Annotated in this window: 14 protein-coding genes and 1 pseudogene; 3 read left to right on the top strand and 12 right to left on the bottom strand. The window is 71.1% G+C overall.

What is annotated here, in order from left to right; translation table 11 throughout:
• The first annotated feature begins 149 nt into the window (after window positions 1-149).
• Entirely contained in the window at window positions 150-494 is a 345-nt protein-coding gene (locus tag AB0E24_RS17675) for a hypothetical protein (RefSeq protein WP_079260107.1), read from the top strand.
• 20 nt (window positions 495-514) lie between these two features.
• Here AB0E24_RS17675 and AB0E24_RS17670 read toward each other — a convergent pair whose 3' ends face one another.
• The 4 genes and pseudogenes from AB0E24_RS17670 to AB0E24_RS17655 form a co-directional block, all read right to left on the bottom strand.
• Window positions 515-667 carry a hypothetical protein gene (locus AB0E24_RS17670; protein WP_174883354.1) on the bottom strand — a complete coding sequence of 51 codons (153 nt, stop codon included), beginning with the start codon at window positions 665-667 and terminating at the stop codon, window positions 515-517.
• Window positions 668-990: 323 nt separating this feature from the next.
• Window positions 991-1,221 (bottom strand): annotated as a pseudogene (locus tag AB0E24_RS17665) (mycothiol transferase); the annotation flags it as partial.
• 154 nt (window positions 1,222-1,375) lie between these two features.
• Window positions 1,376-1,726, bottom strand: a complete 351-nt coding sequence (locus AB0E24_RS17660) for a VOC family protein (protein ID WP_359378000.1) — start codon at window positions 1,724-1,726, stop codon at window positions 1,376-1,378.
• A 22-nt stretch (window positions 1,727-1,748) separates the two neighbouring features.
• Window positions 1,749-2,132 carry a MerR family transcriptional regulator gene (locus AB0E24_RS17655; RefSeq protein WP_079260111.1) on the bottom strand — a complete coding sequence of 128 codons (384 nt, stop codon included), beginning with the start codon at window positions 2,130-2,132 and terminating at the stop codon, window positions 1,749-1,751.
• 215 nt (window positions 2,133-2,347) lie between these two features.
• Here AB0E24_RS17655 and AB0E24_RS17650 point away from each other — a divergent pair, with 215 nt between their 5' ends.
• Window positions 2,348-4,258 carry a sulfatase-like hydrolase/transferase gene (locus AB0E24_RS17650; protein WP_174883357.1) on the top strand — a complete coding sequence of 637 codons (1,911 nt, stop codon included), beginning with the start codon at window positions 2,348-2,350 and terminating at the stop codon, window positions 4,256-4,258.
• Between the two features lie 122 nt (window positions 4,259-4,380).
• Here AB0E24_RS17650 and AB0E24_RS17645 read toward each other — a convergent pair whose 3' ends face one another.
• From AB0E24_RS17645 to AB0E24_RS17630, 4 genes are all read right to left on the bottom strand, one after another.
• The gene (locus tag AB0E24_RS17645) at window positions 4,381-6,477 is read right to left on the bottom strand and encodes an ATP-binding protein (protein WP_359377996.1); all 2,097 of its coding nucleotides are present in this window, start codon (window positions 6,475-6,477) and stop codon (window positions 4,381-4,383) included.
• Window positions 6,474-7,169 (bottom strand): Pvc16 family protein, encoded by a 696-nt coding sequence (locus AB0E24_RS17640; RefSeq protein ID WP_069860633.1) that lies wholly within the window; start codon window positions 7,167-7,169, stop codon window positions 6,474-6,476. The genes AB0E24_RS17645 and AB0E24_RS17640 overlap by 4 nt, the downstream gene beginning before the upstream one ends.
• 6 nt (window positions 7,170-7,175) lie before the next feature.
• Window positions 7,176-9,926 carry a VWA domain-containing protein gene (locus AB0E24_RS17635; RefSeq protein WP_359377993.1) on the bottom strand — a complete coding sequence of 917 codons (2,751 nt, stop codon included), beginning with the start codon at window positions 9,924-9,926 and terminating at the stop codon, window positions 7,176-7,178.
• A gap of 175 nt (window positions 9,927-10,101) precedes the next feature.
• Window positions 10,102-10,740 carry a helix-turn-helix transcriptional regulator gene (locus AB0E24_RS17630; protein WP_069860635.1) on the bottom strand — a complete coding sequence of 213 codons (639 nt, stop codon included), beginning with the start codon at window positions 10,738-10,740 and terminating at the stop codon, window positions 10,102-10,104.
• Window positions 10,741-10,971: 231 nt separating this feature from the next.
• On the opposite strand from AB0E24_RS17630, the gene AB0E24_RS17625 reads away from it, so the two are divergent.
• Entirely contained in the window at window positions 10,972-12,333 is a 1,362-nt protein-coding gene (locus AB0E24_RS17625; RefSeq protein ID WP_193525027.1) for a COG1470 family protein, read from the top strand.
• A gap of 27 nt (window positions 12,334-12,360) precedes the next feature.
• On the opposite strand, the gene AB0E24_RS17620 is transcribed toward AB0E24_RS17625, so the two are convergent.
• The 4 genes from AB0E24_RS17620 to fdh all read right to left on the bottom strand — a co-directional run bounded on the left by AB0E24_RS17620 (window position 12,361) and on the right by fdh (window position 18,750).
• Window positions 12,361-13,152 (bottom strand): eCIS core domain-containing protein, encoded by a 792-nt coding sequence (locus AB0E24_RS17620; RefSeq protein ID WP_359377988.1) that lies wholly within the window; start codon window positions 13,150-13,152, stop codon window positions 12,361-12,363.
• 263 nt (window positions 13,153-13,415) lie between these two features.
• Complete coding sequence (gene nrfD, locus AB0E24_RS17615) at window positions 13,416-14,474, bottom strand: NrfD/PsrC family molybdoenzyme membrane anchor subunit (RefSeq protein ID WP_359377985.1); 1,059 nt, start codon at window positions 14,472-14,474, stop codon at window positions 13,416-13,418.
• Window positions 14,474-15,490: a 4Fe-4S dicluster domain-containing protein gene (locus tag AB0E24_RS17610; RefSeq protein ID WP_359377982.1), complete on the bottom strand. Its 1,017-nt coding sequence runs from the start codon at window positions 15,488-15,490 to the stop codon at window positions 14,474-14,476. The genes nrfD and AB0E24_RS17610 overlap by 1 nt, the downstream gene beginning before the upstream one ends.
• Entirely contained in the window at window positions 15,487-18,750 is a 3,264-nt protein-coding gene (gene fdh, locus AB0E24_RS17605) for a formate dehydrogenase (RefSeq protein ID WP_359377980.1), read from the bottom strand. Before fdh ends, AB0E24_RS17610 begins: the two co-directional genes overlap by 4 nt.
• Window positions 18,751-18,757: the final 7 nt, after the last annotated feature.

Raw genomic sequence — 18,757 nt, 5'->3', positions numbered from 1 at the left:
GCCCGTCTGTCGCGTGTCCCCTTGGGTCACGTATGGCTGCCGCGTGGTGCAGACGTCCCGGGTATAGGGCTTGTCCGGCCGCATGTGGTCGCGCATGAGCGCCAGTGGCGGGGCGGTGCCGTCGGACATCAGGCAAAGGCGGTGGCGACATGAGTACGCGGCCTCGTCTGCTGCCGTGGCCGGACTCGGCTGGGAAGCGCTGCTATCTCGTGACGGACGACGGCGATAGTCGTCTGTCGAGGCTCGCTGATGAGATGGAGGCCACGCAGCTGACAGTCGGCGCCGAACTCCTCGGCCACGCTGGCGAGATGCTGCGCGCTCATAAGGTGAGCAAGGGGGAGTTGAGGTTCCTCGTCAAGTGCCTGCGCGAGGCGCTGAGCGACGCGCTTCGGGTCGCCGAGAGTCGGGGCGGGCGGCTGCCTGTCTGTGCCGACAGCGAGCCGCACGAGAGCCTGGACGACGCTCCGGAGTCTGAGCGGGGAGCGTACGAATGAGCCGAGCCCGATCAGGTGCGTCAGAGGGGTGGCAGGTCGGGCCTGTCCCGGGGCGCGGTCTGCGCCGTGAGCGGGATGGACACCTGGCGCTGCCGCTTCAGGTCGTCCGCTCCGGGCAGCACGTCGCCCTTGCCTCGCTGCTGCTGACGGTGGCCGAGGCGGAGCAACTGCATGCGGCCCTGTGCTACGCGCTGGGCGCTGAGCCTGCGCCTGCTGACGCGCCGGAGTGTCGAGAGCCGATCCACTATCCAGGCGGCCGACAGCGGTACTGAGGTCTGCCCCAGCCGGGCGAGCCGCACTCGCGACAACCACATATACGACGCCGGACCACCCCCGGGCCTGCAAGCAACTGGGGTGGTCCGGCTGAGTGCGGGACTCCAAGGCTCCCAGTGGCCCGGTGCTTTCCTTTGCCAATGGTGCGTGGGCTGCCTTTGGCGTTGAAGTCCGGGTGGTGGCCGGTGTCGTCCAGGGCGTGGGTCGCGGTGATCTCGTCGGACACCCCGCACTGCTGGGCGTAGTCCTTGAGGAGCTGTGCGAGCGGGATGCCCTCGACCCTCATGTCTGCGTCCTCGACGTCAACGTCGAACTGGGATCCCCGGGCAGGGCGACCAAGCAGGACGATCTCGAACCATAGGTGCTCCACCCAGCGCATATGGGAGACGATCCCGGCCAGGGTCATCAGCGGTGAGGTCGGGAGGAGAGAGCGGTGGGCGTCCGCCTCGGACAGGCCATCGCATTTCCACGCGATGATGGCGCGCTGCGTATCGAGCCAGCCCAGCAGTTGGGTGCGCTCATCGCCGTTGCGGGGAGGGCGGATGCGCGGTGGCGTCGTCTCGTCATGGCAGCGACGCCAGTCGAGTGCGGGGGCGGTACGTACCGGGTCAGTGGCGGTGGCTCAGTACATTGATTACGCGGCCGTTGGGGTCGCGGACGAAGAAGCGGCGGACGCCCCATGCCTCGTCCCGCAGGGAGTGCACGATCTCGGCGCCGCTGTCGCGCATCGCCGCGTAGGCCGCGTCCACGTCGTCCACCTCGACGCTCACATCGGGGACCACCGGGGCGGTCTCGTCGTGGGTCATCACACTGATCTGGGCGGTGGGGTTGGTGGTGGAGGCGAGTGTCATGATCCAGCCCTGGTTCATCGCCTCCTCGAAGCCGAGGAGACCGTAGAACTCCCGGTTCTCCCGCATCGCTTCGGACCGGACGTTGGGTACGACACGGCGGACGGTCATCGCGAGCCTCCCGGGGCGTGAGTCAACTGGTGGCGGTGGCGGTGGCGTTGTGTTCTAGCACGGCGTCAAGATACTCGGAGATCGCGTCCCGGTTGTGGGTCAGACACTCGATGCGGCGGGTCATGCGGTCCCGCTCGTCCTCCAGCGTGGCGATCATCTCCGGTGTGGCGTCGGAGAAGTGGATGAGCCGGGGTTTGTCCAGGCACGGCAGGATCTGCTTGATGATCCGGGTCGGAAGGCCGGCGTCGAGCAGCCCCCTGATCTGGAGCACCCGGTCGACGAGTCGCTCGTCGTACGCGCGGTAGCCGTTCGCGCAGCGGTCGGGCAGGATCAGCCCCTGCTCCTCGTAGTAGCGCAGCAGCCGGCGCGGTGTGCCGGTGCGCTCCGACAGCTCTCCGATGCGCATGTGCCCCTTCCTTCCACCCTCGCATCCTTCACATCCATGTGAAGGACGCAGCGTATCGTGGGGCGGGCGCGCTCGCGAGGGGGCGGAACGCGCCGGGAAAAGTGCCAGGTGATTGAACGCGGGCCCCCGGCACGCCGTACGGATAACGGCGGGCCCGACCACCCGAGCCGGGCCCGCCGTGCCACCACCGGGCTTCGCAGGGAAGGACCTTCGGGTTGTCGCGCCAATCGAGCTCTCATCAGCGGTCGGAAACGGACAAGGGAACCACGGAGGAGGGCCCGACGGAGGGCCCGGCGCCGGAGGGTCCTCCACAGCGCACGCCGGATATCCCGGCCCAGCGGCGGGAGGACGCCGGGGAGCGGGACGCGGACCCCGAACAGGAGGTGGGCACCGTCCCCGGCGTGGCCGCCGTCCGTGAGGGGTGGCGGGCCAAGTACCCCGTCGCGGCGCGCACGGTGGCATGGACGGTCACGGGGCTGTCCTTCGCCTTCGTGTTCCTCGCCCTCAGCCTGCCGACCAAGCTCACCCTCCTCGAACCCAGCGCCTTCCTGCGCATCCCGGTGGAGGGGATATTCGGGGCCACGCTGCTGCTCATGCTGCCGTCGATGGCGCGGCGGGTGGTGGCGGTGGTCGCCGGGGCGGTCCTCGGGGCGCTGACCATCTTGAACCTCCTCGACATCGGCTTCAACGAGTTCCTCGGCCGCGGGTTCAACGTGGTGCTCGACTGGATACTCCTGGACGACGCCGAGGCGTACGTGAAGGACTCGCTCGGCGGGACGGCCGCGACCGTCGCCGTGATCGGTGTCGTGGTCCTCGCCGTCGCCGTGCTCGTCCTGATGGCGCTCGCCGTGCTGCGGATCGGCAACGTGATGGCGAGGAACAGCGCCGTGGCGACCCGTACCACCCTGGTGCTGGGCACCGTCTGGGTCATGTGCGCGGCGCTCGGTGTGCAGGTGGCCGGGGCGCCGTTCGCGTCCCGGAGCACCACCGCGCTGGTCCAGGACCGGGCGGAGCGGGTGCGCAAGACCCTCAAGGACGAGCGGGAGTTCGCCAAGGTGGCCGCCGTCGACACCTACGGCGACACCCCCGGCGATCAACTGTTGACCGGGTTGCGCGGCAAGGACATGATCTTCACCTTCATCGAGAGCTACGGCCGCGCGGCCATCGAGGACCCGGCGATCGCACCCGGTGTGGACAAGACGCTCAAGAACGCCACCAAGCGGCTGAACGAGGCCGGGTTCGCCTCCAAGAGCGGCTGGCTCACCTCGGCCACGTACGGCGGCAGCAGCTGGCTGGGGCACTCCACCTTCCTCACCGGCCTGTGGATCGACAACCAGAACCGCTACCGCACCGTCACCGCGGGCGACCACATGTCCATCACCCGGGCCTTCCAGCGCACCGGCGCCTGGCGGACCGTCGGCATCATGCCGGGGGTGCAGAAGGCTTGGCCGGAGGGCAAGTTCTACGGCCTCGACCATGTCTACGACTCCCGCGACCTCGGCTACAAGGGCCCGAAGTTCAGCTGGTCGACCATGCCCGACCAGTACGCCCTGAAGGCGTTCGAGCGTCTGGAGCACGGCAAGAAGCGCGACAAGCCGCTGATGTCGGAGATCATCCTGACCTCCAGCCACCAGCCCTGGGCGCCCATCCCCAAGACGATCCCGTGGAGCGAGGTCGGCGACGGCTCGGTCTACAAGGCCATCCAGAAGGCCGGCAAGAAGCCCGCGGACGTGTTCACCGACCCCGACAAGGTGAAGACCGAGTACGGAAGGTCCGTCCAGTACTCGGTGAACAGCCTCATCGACTATGTGCTGAAGTACGGAAACAAGAACACGGTGCTGGTCTTCCTCGGCGACCACCAGCCCCTGGCCCGGGTCAGCGGCGACAACGCCAGCCGGGACGTACCCGTGGCGATCGTCGCGCACGACAAGGCGGTGCTGGACCGGATCTCCCACTGGGGCTGGCAGGACGGTCTGATGCCGGGCGACAAGGCCCCGGTGTGGAAGATGAGCTCCTTCCGCGACCGCTTCCTGGACGCCTACGGGCCGACCCCCGGTGGCGACACGGCCCCCTCCCAGCCGTCGTCCTCGCCGAAGCCCGCACCCGGAGGGTCGTCGAAGCCATAGCCCTCGACGGGCCTGGGCGCGCGGACGCGTCATGGGGTTCTCCCGGTCCGCCGCCGGGTCCGTCAATCCCGTCAATCCCGTCAGCCCTGTCAGCCCCCTCAGTCCGTCAGTCCGTCAGTCCGTCAGTCCGTCAGCAAGGACATATACGGGCCGAACTCCGAGGCCAGGGTCAGCCGGCCCAGCTTCTGGTATTCGCGCTGCAATGCGTGGATGAGGTCGGGCATCGTCACCGGACTGCCGGACTCGGCCGCGAGATAGGCGGCGGTGACGGCCACCGAGCGGATGTTGCCGCCGGCCAGTTCGAAGGACTCGGCGCAGAAGTCCAGGTCCAGATCGGTGGCGCGGGGGAGTGCGGTGCCCAGCGAGCGGTCCCACAGCCGGCGGCGGTGGCCCGCGTCGGGGAGGGGGAAGTCCACGACGAGATCGAGCCGGCGGGTGAAGGCGTCGTCCAGGTTGGCACGGAGGTTGGTGGCGAGGATGGCCAGCCCGTCGAACGTCTCCATGCGCTGGAGGAGGTACGCGCTCTCGACGTTGGCGTAGCGGTCATGCGCGTCCTTGACCTCCGAGCGTTTGCCGAAGATGGCGTCGGCCTCGTCGAAGAGCAGAACGCCGTTGATTCCGGCGGCCTCGGTGAAGATGCGCTCCAGGTTCTTCTCGGTCTCGCCCACGTACTTGTCGATGACGGTGGCCAGATCGACCGTATAGAGATCCAGGCCCAGATCGGCGGCGATCACCTCGGCCGACATCGTCTTGCCGGTACCGGAGTCCCCGGCGAAGAGGGCCGTGACACCGCGCCCCCGGCCACCGCCCGGCCGCATGCCCCATTCGCCCAGGACCCGGTCGCGGTGGCGGGCGCGGGCGGTGAGTTCGCGGAGCTGGGCGAGGGGGCCCGGGGGGAGTACGAGGTCGGACCAGTCCACGGCCGGTTCGATACGGCGGGCGAGACGGTCGAGCCCCGCCGCGTTCTGGGCGCGGGCCCCGGCGCGGATGTGGTCCGGGCGGAGGGCGCCGCCGTCCAGCGCCGCGCTCTGGGCGGCGCCCCGGGCGGCCCGGGTGATCTGATCGGGGGTGAGGAGGAACGGGGAGAGAAGGCGGGTGAGGTTCAGGCCCGCGGGGACCGTGGTGCCATAGGCGTCGGACCAGAGCGCCGCCCGTGCGGTCGGTTCCACCCGCGGGGCGTGCAGCAGCAGCGGCGGACGCGAGGACCACGCGGCGTCCCAGGGCGCGCGGCCGGCCAGCACGACGGGCAGCGGGGTGTCCGCCACCAGCCGGATGACCTCGGGTTTGTCGCCGATGAGGGCGTCGATCGGACCGCACACCAGACCGGCGGAGGTGAGCCGGGCCTCCCTGGCGAGGATCCGCACCGCCTCGGCGGGCTGGGGGTCCCGGGCGAGGCGCTCCAGATCGAGGCCGAGGACACCGTGCCCCGCCCGGGAGAGGGCGGAGGCCCCCAGCGCGGTGCCCGCACCGCCCTGGTCCTCCCGCAGATACGCCAGGGGCTCTTCGGCGGTGAGGGCACGGGCGAGCGGGACCGGATCGCCGACACCGGACACGTCCTGCCACGGGGCGAGCAGATCGACGATGCGCGGATCGGGGGTGTCATCGCCGAGGAGATGCGCCGTGACCCGGTCGGGGACGCGGAGCGCACGCGCCAGGAACGGGCGGTCCGGCTCCTCGACCAGCAGCAGACCGCCCGCGCACAGCGGAGCCCGCGGCGACAGCCGGGCCCGTGCGGCCGCGTCGGCCGCGGAGAGTCCGCACAGGCCGAGGGCGAGACCGATGGAGGGCCGGCGGCGGGTGACATCGTCGTTGAGATAGCCGTAGAACCGCTCGAAGCGGTCGTCCAGATCCGGGACCAGCGCGATCAGCAGGATCTCCACATCGAGCGCGGAGAGGCCGAAGTCATGGGCGAGGGTGCGCAGTCGGGTCGGACTGCCCGCGCGGGCCGCGGCGTCGGCGCGCGCCTCGGCCTCGGCCAGGAGGGCGGAGTCGGCGTCGTCGGGGACGGTGGAGTCGTGGGGGCGTCCGGAGTCGAGAAGCCGGTGGATGGTCTCGTCGCTGAGGTAGAGGCCGCGGAAGGCGTCGTCGGGGTTGGGGTCGGTGAGCTGACGGGTGTGGACGGTGCGCCGTATCCGCTGTTCGACGAGGGTCGCGCGGTCGAGAAGATGGCGCAGGCTCGGATCCGGCTCTTCGGTCTCCGCGTCCGCCGGGCTCGTCATTCGGCCCGCTCCTCCGCCACCTGGGAGGCGATACCGGTGCGGCGGGCCCCGTACAGCGGCAGGTTGGCGCCACCCGGCATCGGCTGCGTGGGCGCCGCAGGCGCGGGCGCCTCCCGTGAGGAGTCGGAGAAGCCCAGGCGCACCCCCTCCTCGCCCACCTGCGGACCGGCCGGATAGACGGGCGACTCGGTGACCGGCACGCTCACTACCAGGTCGAGCGAGGGCTTGAGCTCGCCCCCGAGCGCGCTCCACACATCGGCGAACGACCGGTCCTCGGGCGGCGGCAGCGCGACCGTCATGGGGACGGACACGCCGAGTTCGGCGAGCGTGCCGGTGAGCCGTTCGGCGGGCAGGGCCTCGTACCGCAGCAGACAGGACAGCAGCGAGGACAGCAGCCGGTGCTCGTCCTCGGGGCGCTTGGTCCACGCGGTGATGAGATACGAGAGCTTGAAGTAGCGGGGCGGGCGGCGCCGGGCCACGATGGCGCCCTGCTCGTCGTACTCATTGAGCAGACCGCGCTCCCGGCGGCGCATGTCCTCGCGGATGTCGTACAGATAGAGATTGACGGTGGGGGCGTTGACCTTGGCGGCCCAGTCACGGGTGGGGGCGTCGAAGACCACGACCACCTGGCCGCCCGCCACGACATCGGCCCGGAAGATGGCGCGTAGCGCCTCGTCGACCTCGTGGATCACGGATGCTCACCCCCGGCCGGCGAAGTCGGGCGGCTGAAGGTTGCGCCGTACGACGAGCACGGGCTCATCCAGCCGCTCGAGCCCCGTCACCGTGGCGCGGAGCTCACGGGGGCCGAGCCGGTCCTTGGGCAACACCAGCATCTGGGCCTCGAAGGTGCCGCCGCGTCCCACCCGTACGGTCGACCGGGCCGCGGTGACGCCCGGATCCCAGCTGAGCGCGACCGTGACGCCGGGCGGGAAGTCCTTGCCGCGGGCGATGGTCACATCGCCGGGGCGGGCGACCTCGGGGGTGACCGTCAGCTTGGGCTTGAGCACCCGGACGCGGGCCGTGTCGGTGTTGTCGGCACGCCGGGGATCGCGTGGCGAACCGCTGACGGAGACCTTCAGCTCACCGCGGATCGCGGTGCGGTATTCGGCCGTCTGGGTCACCGTGATCCGTCCGCCCGGCGCGATGGTGCACGGGGTGGCCCGGGTGCAGCGCGACAGCCCGGAGAGGTCGCGGTCGCCCGTGTCCTTGGTGCGGGGCCAGGTGGTGGTGACCACGACGTTCCTGGCCGTCTTCGGGCCTGCGTTGGTGAGGGTGAGGCGGGCCCCGGTCCGCTGCCCGGTGTAGGCGGGCGTGGGGCCGACGGCGGTGGTGACGGCGAGATCCGCCTCGTCCGGCACGGGGGCCGGGCGCACGGTGAAGGTCGCGGTGTCGGTGCCGGTGTTGCCGGAGGAGTCGGTGGCGGTGCAGCTGACCCGGGTCCTGCCGACGGGGAAGCGCGAACCCGGAGGCGGATCGCAGCTGACCGGCAGATCGCCGTCGACCGCGTCCTGGGCGGTGGCGGTGAAGTCGACCTCGGTGCCGTTGTCGTCGGTGGCCTCGATGGTGCGGTCGTCCACGGTGACGACGGGGGCGGTCACATCGTTGACGGTGATGCTGATGCGCTGCTGGTAGTCCTCGGGGGTGGGTTCGTCGCCACCGTCTCCGCCGCCGGGGCCGCCGTTCTGGCCGCCGTTTTGCTGACCGCCGTTTTGGTCTCCGCCGTTCTGACCGCCGTTCTGTTGGCCGCCGTTTTGGTCTCCGCCGTTTTGGCCGCCGTTTTGCTGGCCCCCGTTTTGATCCCCGCCGTTCTGGTCGCCCCCGTTCTGCCCTCCATTCTGCTGGCCGCCGCCGTTCTGGCCGCCGATCTCGCCGCCGCTTCCGCTGGTGGCTCCGCCGAGCAGTCCGCCGATGGCACCCGCGTTCTGGCCACCGTCGGCCCCGCCGATCACACCGCCGATGGCCCCGGCCACGGAGCCGCCGTCCGAGCCGCTGCCCCCGGCTCCGGAGCCGCCGTTCGCCGTTCCGCCGCAGTCGCCGCCGGAGCCTCCGATGAGCCCGCCCAGCACCCCGGCGATCACACCGCCGTCGCCTCCGCCGTCCCAGCCTCCGGCGCCGCCCACCGCCAGACCGGCGATCGAACCGCCGCCGCAGCTGTCGGATCCGCTCGACACACCACCGGCTGCGCCGCCGATGAGACCGCCGTTCCCGCCGCCGTCGGTGCCGCCCACCGCGCCGCCGATGGCCCCCGCGATGGATCCCCCGCCGCCATCGGAGCTGGACCCGGAGCTGGAGTCAGAGCCGGGGTCGGAACCGGGGCCGGAACCGGGGTCGTCGGTGCCGCTCCCACCGGTGTCGTTCCCATTCCCCCGCCCACCACCACGGAATTCCCGGGCGGGCACCACATCGTCGGGCATCTGCCCGCTCGGTGGCTTGCCGTCGAGCAGGAACTGCACACCGCAGTGGACCGTGGCCCCCTGCGGCGCGTCGTCCGCCACCGTGATGGTCTCGGTGAACGTTGCCACCTCACCGCTGGTCACCTGCCGGGTGGCCGGATCCAGCGTGACCGAGAGTGCGGGGTCGCAGCCGAAGGTCTGATAGCTGACGGTGGTGGGCAGATTGGTCAGCCCCTCCGCCACCGTGTCGGCCACCTCGCCGGAGTCGATGTCCTGGAAGAGCCTTCCGCCCGTGGCCTGGACGACCTTGGTCGCCTGGTCCGGATCGTGTGTCGGCTCCTGATTCTGGCCCGGGCCGTTGCCGTTGTCGCCGTTGCCGTTCAGGCCGTCGCCGAGCTCGGTCGCCACATCCACGGCGAGGACGCGGACGCCCGCGTCCTTGAGCGCGTTGATGCCATCGGTGAGCGAATGCCCCTTGCTGGGGTCGTGGCTTGAAGCGTCGCCGACGAGGACGACGACGGGGCTCGCGCCCTCCCGGAAGGCGCCGCCCGCCCCGTTGGCGATCTGCCACAGACCGTTGATCCAGTCCTCGGCGGGACCGGGGCTGTACGAGCCGCGGTCATCGGTGAGCTGGTCGACGCCCTTCTGTACGTCCTCCAGGTTGTCCGTCAGCGTCTGGAGCACCGTGAACACCCGCTCGCCGTCGACCTGTTGGTCCCCGTAGGTGGCGACGGCGAAGCGGGAGTCGGGCTGCTGCTCGCGCACTCTGCTGGTGATCTGCTCCAGATTGGCCTGAACGTTGTCGATGGTGGGCTGCATGCTGCCCGTGCCGTCGACCAGCAGCACCACATCCGGCCGGGGCGGCACCACGGGGGTGCGCACCTTCTTGTCCACGGTCAGCGCGTCACCCGGGTCCAGCGGTTCGTCCACCACGGCCGGGGTGACCGCCGGCCGTGCCGCGGCCGCGCGCTTGCCCGCGGCCGCGCCCGGGACAACGCTGATCACCAGTAGCAGAACGGCGGTCAGCGTGCCGACGCGAAAGGCGCGAGCGCGCACGTCGTCACGTATCCCGGCAAGCGGTCGAAAGCGCTGGAACCCCCGCACAGAACGCACAGAACACCCCACTCGAGATCGGCGCGCCGGGCTCCACGATGGCGGTTCACCGGGGAGCGGCGCACCGGGGCGTGAGCCAGCCCTTAGGGAAGGGCCGGCTGCCCCTTGAGGCAAACGCTCATATCAATCCCTGCCGGAGCGCGTATGCCACGGCATGGCTGCGGTTACGGAGATTCAGCCGCGTCATGACGGCGTGCAGCACGTTTTTGATCGTGCGTTCGGAGTAGGAAAGTTTCATGGCGATATCCGCGGTGTCATAGCCCTCGGCGACCAGCCGCAGCACTTCGATCTCGCGGGCGGCCAGACCGGTGAAATTGAGCCCGTTCGGTGCCAGCACTTGCCCCTGGAGCCGGCCCACCTGCTCGAGCAGGCTGCCCAGCAGATCCGGCGGGACCCGCCCCTCGCCCTTCGCCACCGCGCCGATCACCCGCACTAATCGTTCCGGGGTCGCCTCGGCGCGGCGGACGACCCCGACGAAGCCGCACTCCGCGGCGTTCACCAATTGCTGTTCGTCGATGTGGGTGGTGACCAGAACCCCCCGCGCGGTGCTGGTCCGCTGAATTTGGCGCAACACGCGTAGCGCGCCGTCATCGAGAACGTCCAGGACGACGACCACGACCTGTGGTGAGTCGGGTTCGTCCCAGTCGATGACTTTGACCTCGGGCCGGGTGCGCAGCTGGCTGGCGACTCCGGCCTGCGACACCGGGTCCCCGGCGCGCAGCGCCACCGTAACGCGATCTCCCGTCGTCTGTTGCACGTCGCTCTCTCCCCTCGGGCGACTGAGGGAGGGGACATGATGAAGAATGTGGATGGCGTGTCCATGTCATCTCCACATTTCATCCACGCCCACCTCCCCGTAACGGGCAACCACAGTAATCCCCCTAGTTCTCCAAGGAAATGAGCGTGACTCACCGGGCACCGCAATTGCCCGAAAGTGTGACTGCGCGGCCGCTGCCGACGCCGAGGAGCGGAGAATACGGTGCGCGGCATGAGTGTTTCGGCGAGCCTGGACGAGTCCTCCGTCGTCGTCGAGCCCGGCGGCGAGGCCGAACTCCCCGTACAGGTGCTCAACTCGGGAACAACCGTGGAGGAGTGCCGCTTCGAGGTGGTCGGGCCCTGTGCCGCCTGGACCACCGTGGAACCGGAGACCCTGTCGCTCTACCCGGGCGCGACGGGCGCCGCCGTCCTGCGGCTGCGCCCGCCCCGCAGCCCGGAAACGGCTCCCGGGGAGATACCGCTCGGGCTGCGCGTGGTGCCCACCAGCGAACACAGCGAGACCACCGTCCTCGAACGCGGGGTGACGGTACGGCCCTTCACCGAGGTCACCTCGGAACTGGTGCCCCGTGGCTCCAACAGCGCCTGGCGCGGCCGTCACAAGGTCGCGGTGGACAACCGCGGCAACACACCCCTCACGGTGGCGCTCAGCGCACGCGGGGCCACCGAGCGGGCCAAAACGGCTTTCGAGCCCGCCGAACTGACCATCCCGCCCGGCGAGGCCAAGTTCGCCACGCTCAAGGTGCGCCCCGCCAAGCGGCTGTGGCGCGGCACCCCGGTCACCCATCCGTTCCAGGCGGTGGTGACACCGCGGATGGGGGACGGCCAGGACCCGTACGAGCCGGTGGTCCTGGATGGTTCCTACGAGCAGCAGGCCATCCTGCCGCGCTGGCTGCCCCGGGCCCTCGCCGCCGCCGTCCTGGTGGCCGCGCTCCTGGTCGGCTTCTGGTACGCGCTGCTGCGCCCCACCGTTCGCTCGGCCGCCCGGGAGGCGATCACCCCGCAGGCGGTCGAATCCGCCGTGAAACAAGGGGACAAGGAGAGCAGCGGCGGTCAGGACGGACAGCAGGGCGGCCGCCAGGGGGCGTCGGGCGGCGGGGGTCAGGACGGCGGCCAGGATGGCGGCTCGGCCGGTCCTGGTGGCGACAAGTCCCGTGGTCCGTCCGACGGTTCGAGCGCCGGGCCCGGTGAGCCGGGCGGGCCCGCGGCCCCGACCAGCGCACGGGTGCAGGTGCGCGACACGGTGGGCGGCGGTGCCGCCGAGCGCACCGCGTACACCGTCCCCGAGGGGAAGATCTTCGAACTCACGGACATCGTGGTGCAGAATCCGCAGGGCGACGCCGGGACGCTGGTCATCTCCAGCGACGACGGACAACTGCTCAATCTGGCACTGGAGAACTTCCGCGACTCCGACTACCACTTCGTGACCCCCATCCAGGTGCCGGCCAAGGGCAAGGTCACGATCTCGGTCAGCTGCCGTGAGGTGGGTAGGCCGGTGAAGGCCCCGGCGCCGTCCCAGTGCTCGGAGTCGCTGTTCCTGGGCGGCAAGATCTCGGCGACGAAGGCCGACGGCTGACGGGGAAGGGCTGTCCGGCGAGCCGGGCTACCCCTCGGGTGGGGTCTCCTCCTCGTCCTCGGCCCCCGCCTCGGCGGCCCGCTGGACGAACGACCCCTGGACGTCCGCCGGCTCCTCGTCCTCGTCCGCCTCCTGGCGCTGCACCGGCGGCGCGGCGGACGCGGGGGCGGGGGCGGAGGCGGCGGCGGGCTCCGGGGCGGGCGACGGCCCGGCCATCACCCGCTCGGCGTTGGCCGACGCCTCCCGCTCGAAGCGGTCGGACGGATCGCTCACCCGGATCCCGCCCGGGGCCTCCGTACCGTCGACCGGGCCGCCGCGCTGCTGGATGACATGGGTCAGCTCATGGGCGATCGTGGTGCGGCCCTGCTGCGAGGACGGGTCATAGGCGTCCCGCTGGAAGACCACGTCGTTCCCGACCGTGTAGGCGTGGGCGCCGACCTCCTTCGCCGACTCGTGCGCCGAGGAGCCGGTGTGCACGCGTACGTCCCCGAAGTCGGCGCCGAGCCGGGCCTCCATATCTCCCCGGGTGCCGGTGTCCAGGGGCTCCCCGCCACCGGAGGAGATGACGTCATGGACGCTCGACCGCCGCTCGCCCTCCTCGCCCTGTTCGGCGTCGCGCTGGAGCGCCGCCCGGACGGCCGAGTTGCCGACCGTGCGCTGGAGGGTGCCCATCCCGGACGGGCCGAGCACCTCCGTACGGCCCGTGGCGGCGGCCTTCAGCAGATGCGGAAGTTCCGCCTCCTCGTGGGGGCCCGGCCGCTTCGGCGAGGCGAGGGACTCATCGTGCTCATGTCCGTGGTCATGCTCGTATGCGTTCATCTGCCGCTCCCCGGGGACTGCCTCCCCACACCGGATGTCCGCCTCCAGCCAGCGTCGCGGGGCGGACGCCGCCCCGTCCAGGCCAGGGCCCGCCGGGGAGGGGCAGCACGAACTGCCCTTTCGGGCAGCCGCGTTCGGCCGCGCCCCCAACAGCGGTACGCCGTTGCGGGACGGTCCTACGCCGCGGTGGGGGCGGCCGTACGGCGTGTCACGGCCAGCCCTCTACGCCGCGACCGGGTCAACCTCCTCACGCCGCGGCCGGGTCAGCCCTCCCGCGACCCCTCCCGCCGCGCGTCGAGCCGTTCCCGCTGGGGCAGCACCGTGTACTTCGGATCCTCCGCCGACCGCATCCCGGCGTAGAACACCCCGAACCGGGTGCAGGCGGAGGCCGCCAGCAGGGCCGCGCCGCTGACGGCCGCGGCGGTGCGGCTGCGGCGGCCGAGGAGGGCGCCGCCGAGCGCACCCGCCGCCGAAAGCGCCTCGGCCGCGCGCATCAGCCGGCCCGCCCGGCCCTCGCGGTAGGTTTCGGCCACCACACCGAGCCGTCGCTCCATGGCCTTGGCGGCGGCGGTCTCCACGGCCGTGCCCAGCAGCGCCACCCCGCGCGCCGGGGCGTTCTCGGCGACCGGCGAGGCCAGCAGGGCCATACCACCCGCCGCCGCGGCGGCCGAGCCGACGAAGACGAAAGGCAGTTCGCGGTAGCCGTCGTGCCACGCCGGAACGGCCGTGTCGGCGGCCAGCACCGCCGTGTACGAGGCCACCGCCGGGCCCAGCAGCGCCGCCGCCACCGTGGCCGCCCGGCCGGTGCGCGGCAGCCGCCCGGCCAGGTCCGAGGCGACGGCGGCCCCGGCCATCGGGCCGTAGGCCGCCAGCACCCATGAGCCGACGCTCATCGGCGAGGTGGGCTTGAAGACCCGCAGCATATTGACGAACCGCTCAGGGCGCCCGAGGTCGTTGATCAGGGCCGCGGCGGAGCCGGTCAGGGCGGCCAGCGAGGACACCTTCAGCGCGCGGGCCATGACCGGACGGCCGGTCAGCTCGGCGCCCGCCGCGAGCACCGAACCGGCGCCCGCGAGCCCGCCGAGGAAGAAGTAGCCCGCGACGTCCCGGGGGTGCCAGGTGGGCGGGTTGAGCACCGGCCGGCCGTAGTAGGAGGTGAACTCCGCCCGGGGGACCATCGGCTGATCGCCCTTGCGGCCCTTACCGCCCTTACGGGCCTTGCGGCCGGGCCGCTCGCCGTTCCACATCCCCTTGCCGACCAGCGCATGGCGGTCCGGCCGGGCGCCGCGGATGCCGTCACGGGTGACCTCCGACTCGCTCATCAGCGCCTCCTTCCGGTACGGCGTCCGCTCACGCCCTGGGCCGCGAACACGGCGGCCACGCCACCGAGCAGGGTCAGTGCCGCGGCACCCGCGTGCCGCCACATCGAGGGCAGATCCCGGGTGGTGACGACCGGGTCCGGCGGCAGCCCGTACACCTCCGGCTCGTCCAGCAGCAGGAAGAAGGCGCCGTCGCCACCGACGCCGTCCTCCGGGTCGTGCCCGTACAGCCGGGCGTCCTCGACCCCCACCCGGTGCAGCTCCTCGACCCGGGCCGCGGCGCGTTCGCGCAGCTCGTCCAGGGGGCCGAACTGGATGGAGTCGGTGGGGCACGCCTTGGCGCACGCGGGTTCCTGACCGGCGCCCAGCCGGTCGTAGCACAGGGTGCACTTATGGGCGCCGCCATCCCCGGGCCGTACATCGATGACTCCGTACGGACAGGCGGGTACGCAGTAGCCGCAGCCGTTGCAGATGTCGTCCTGGACCACCACGGTGCCGAACTCGGTACGGAACAGCGCGCCGGTCGGGCAGACGTCCAAGCAGGCCGCGTGGGTGCAGTGCTTGCACACGTCCGAGGCCATCAGCCACCGAAGCCCGGTCTGCCCGTCGGGGGAGGGGGACGCCGGGGAGGTCGGGGTGATCGCAGCCTCCTCGACCGGGGTCCCGGAGCCCCGCGAGGCGAGGGCCAGCACATCGACATCGCTGTGGTCGACCGCCGCCTCGGCCCGGCCCAGCGGTTTGCTCTGCTCGATGAAGGCCACATGGCGCCAGGTGGAGGCGCCGAGGCCCTGGGAGTTGTCGAAGGACATGCCGGTGAAGTCCAGCCCGTCCTCCGGGACGGCGTTCCACTCCTTGCACGCCACCTCGCACGCCTTGCAGCCGATGCATACCGAGGTGTCGGTGAAGAAGCCGACCCGGGGCGGATGCCCCTCGTGTCCGGCGTCCCCGGCGACATCAGGTTCGGCTCCGGCCAGCAGATTGCGGCCGATCAGCGACGGGCGTTCGGAGGTGCCGGTCATCCCCGCACCTCCGTTCCGGTCCGCGCCGTGATTCCGGCACGCCGCCGATAGTCTTCGAGCAGGGCCGTCAGCTCCGGGCCGCGGGGGCGGCGGCCGGGACGGATGTCGGCGCTCAGCGCCTTCACCTCCTGGATGTGGACATTCGGATCGAGGGCGATGGCGGCCAGTTCATTGGCGGCGTCCCCGCGGGTGTAGCCATTGGGTCCCCAGTGGTACGGCAGCCCGATCTGATGCACCGTGCGGCCATCGGCCCTGATCGGGGACATCCGCTCGGTGACCAGCACCCGGGCCTCGATCGCCCCGCGCGCGCTGATCAGCGTCGCCCAGCCGGTGTGTTCCAGACGCCGCTCACCGGCCAGTTCGGGGGAGACCTCGCAGAAGAACTCCGGCTGGAGCTCGGCCAGATACGGTGTCCAGCGGCTCATCCCGCCCGCCGTGAAGTGCTCGGTGAGCCGGTAGGTGGTGACCATGTACGGGAACACCTCGCTGCCCGGTTCACCCCCGCTGGGGTGGAAGGCGTTGTGCTCATCGGGGATCACCACCCGGACCGGGTTGCGCTGCTGCTCCGGGTAGAGGGGATTGCGCACCGGCGAGTCCTGCGGTTCGTAGTGCGTCGGCAGCGGGCCGTCCACCAGCCCCGCCGGGGCGTACAGCCAGCCCTTGCCATCGGCCTGCATGATGAACGGATCCACTCCGCTGAGCGCGTCCGGGCCCCGGGCGTCCTCGGTCGGCCGGTAGGAGGGCGCCCGGTCGGGGATGAAGTCCGGGATGTCATGGCCGGTCCACCGTCCCTGGTCCGCGTCCCACCACACCAGCGCCTTGCGCTCGCTCCACGGCCGGCCGGAGGGGTCGGCCGAGGCGCGGTTGTAGAGGACACGGCGGTTGGCGGGCCAGGCCCAGGCCCATTCGGCGGCGATCCAGTTCTGCTCGGTGTGCGGGGTGCGGCGGGCGGCCTGGTTGACGCCGTCGGCGTACACCCCGCAGTAGATCCAGCAGCCGCAGGAGGTGGAACCGTCGTCCTTCAGCTGGGTGTACGCGCTGAGCGGCTCGCCCCGCGCGTCCCGGCCGTTGATCTCGGCCAGGACCGCCTCGGCACTGGGCTCGGCGTGCGGCCCCTCGGTGGGGTAGGACCAGGCAAGATCCTGGACGGCCCGGTCCATGGGGTCGGTGGAGTCCTTCAGCCGCTCCTTGATCCGCCGCCCCAGGTGGTACATGAACCACAGATCGCTGCGCGCGTCGCCGTCCGGCTCCTTGGCGGCGAAATGCCACTGGAGCATGCGGTTGGTGTTGGTGAAGGAGCCGGACTTCTCGGTGTGGGCGGCGGCGGGGAAGAAGAACACCTCGGTGGCGATGTCCTCGGTGCGCAGCTCGCCGGTCTCGATCTCCGGCCCGTCCTGCCACCAGGTGGCTGACTCGATGAGGGAGAAGTCACGGACCACCAGCCAGTCCAGGTTGGCCATGCCCAGCCGCTGCATCTTGGTGTTGGCCGAGCCCACGGCGGGGTTCTCACCCATCAGGAAGTAGCCCTTGCAGACTCCGTCCAGCATCTCCTTCACGGTGTGGTACGTGCTGTGGGAGCCGGTCAGCCGGGGCAGATGGCCGAAGCAGTAGTCGTTGTCCGCGTGTGCGGCGTCGCCGAAGTACGCCTTGAGCAGGCTGACGACATAGGAGCGCATCTCGCCCCAGAAGCCCTTCTCGGTCTTTATGGCCTTGATGAAGGTGTCCAGGTCCTCGTGTGCGTGGGCGTGCGGCATCGGGATGTAGCCGGGGAGCACGTTGAACAGCGTGGGGATGTCGCTGGAGCCCTGGATGCTGGCGTGGCCGCGCAGCGCCTGGATGCCGCCGCCGGGGCGGCCGATGTTGCCGAGCAGCAGCTGGAGGATGCTCGCGGTGCGGATGTACTGCGAGCCGACCGTGTGCTGGGTCCAGCCGACGGCGTACACGAACTCCGAGGTGCGGTCCGGGCCGGAGTTCTCCACCAGCGCGCGGCACACCTCGAGGAAGGTGTCCCGGGGAATCCCGCAGGTCCTCTCGACCATCTCGGGTGTGTAGCGGGCGAAGTGGCGCTTGAGGACCTGATAGACGCAGCGCGGATGCTTCAGGGTGCGGTCGGTGGAGACCTTCGGGGGGACGGGCGCGCCGCCGGAGCCATAGGATTCGGAGACGGCGGCGGCCGAGAGGGACGCGCCATGGTGGGTGCGCTCCTCGTACAGCTCGTCGGCCGCGCCCTGTGGCGCCTGGACCTGTGCGCCCTCATAGCCCCAGGTGGAGACGTCGTAGTGGCCGGTCTCCGGGTTCAGACCGGAGAAGACCCCCGCCAGGTCCTCGGTGTCCTCGAAATCCTCGCCGACGATGGTCGAGGCGTTGGTGTACTCCAGGACGTAGTCGCGGAAGTCGTGGCCGCCGGTCAGGACGTGGTTGATGATGCCGCCGAGGAAGGCGATGTCGGTGCCGGCCCGGATCGGCACGTACAGATCGGCCAGGGCGCTGGTGCGGCTGAACCGCGGATCGACATGGATGACCTTCGCACCGCGCGCCTTGGCCTCCATCACCCACTGGAAGCCCACCGGATGGGCCTCGGCGAAGTTGGAACCCTCGATCACGATGCAGTCCGCGTTCTGGAGGTCCTGGAGAAAGGTGGTGGCGCCACCGCGGCCGAAGGAGGTGCCGAGCCCGGCGACCGTGGCGGAGTGGCAGACCCGGGCCTGGTTCTCCACCTGGATCACCCCGAGCCCGGTCCACAACTTCTTGATGAGGTAGTTCTCCTCGTTGTCCAGGGTGGCGCCGCCGAGGCTGGCGATCCCCAGGGTGCGGTTGACACTCACCCCGTCCTGCTCCCACCGCCAGCTCTCACGGCGGGTGCGGATCACCCGGTCGACGACCATGTCCAGCGCGGTGTCCAGGCCCAGCCGCTCCCAGTCGGTGCCGTACGGGCGGCGGTAGAGCACCTCGTGGCGCCGGGACTCGCCGGTGGTCAGCTGGAGGGACGCCGACCCCTTGGGGCACAGCCGGCCGCGGCTGACCGGTGAGTCGGGGTCGCCCTCGATCTGCACCACCCGGCCGTCCTTCACATAGACGTTCTGGGCACACCCCACCGCGCAGTAGGGGCACACCGACTTGACCACCTTGTCGGCCGTTTCGGTGCGGGGGCGCAGCTCACGGGTGGTGGCCGAGGTGGCGGCCGCGCCCCGGCCGAGCGGGTCGCCGCCGGTCAGCTGCCGGTAGACAGGCCATTCCCGGATCCATGTGCGTACGCCCATCGCCCGT

The organism is Streptomyces malaysiensis subsp. malaysiensis (assembly GCF_040653035.1).
Lineage (GTDB): Bacteria > Actinomycetota > Actinomycetes > Streptomycetales > Streptomycetaceae > Streptomyces > Streptomyces malaysiensis.
Note: the sequence above shows the minus strand (reverse complement) of the source record. Positions and strands in the feature narration are given on the sequence as shown.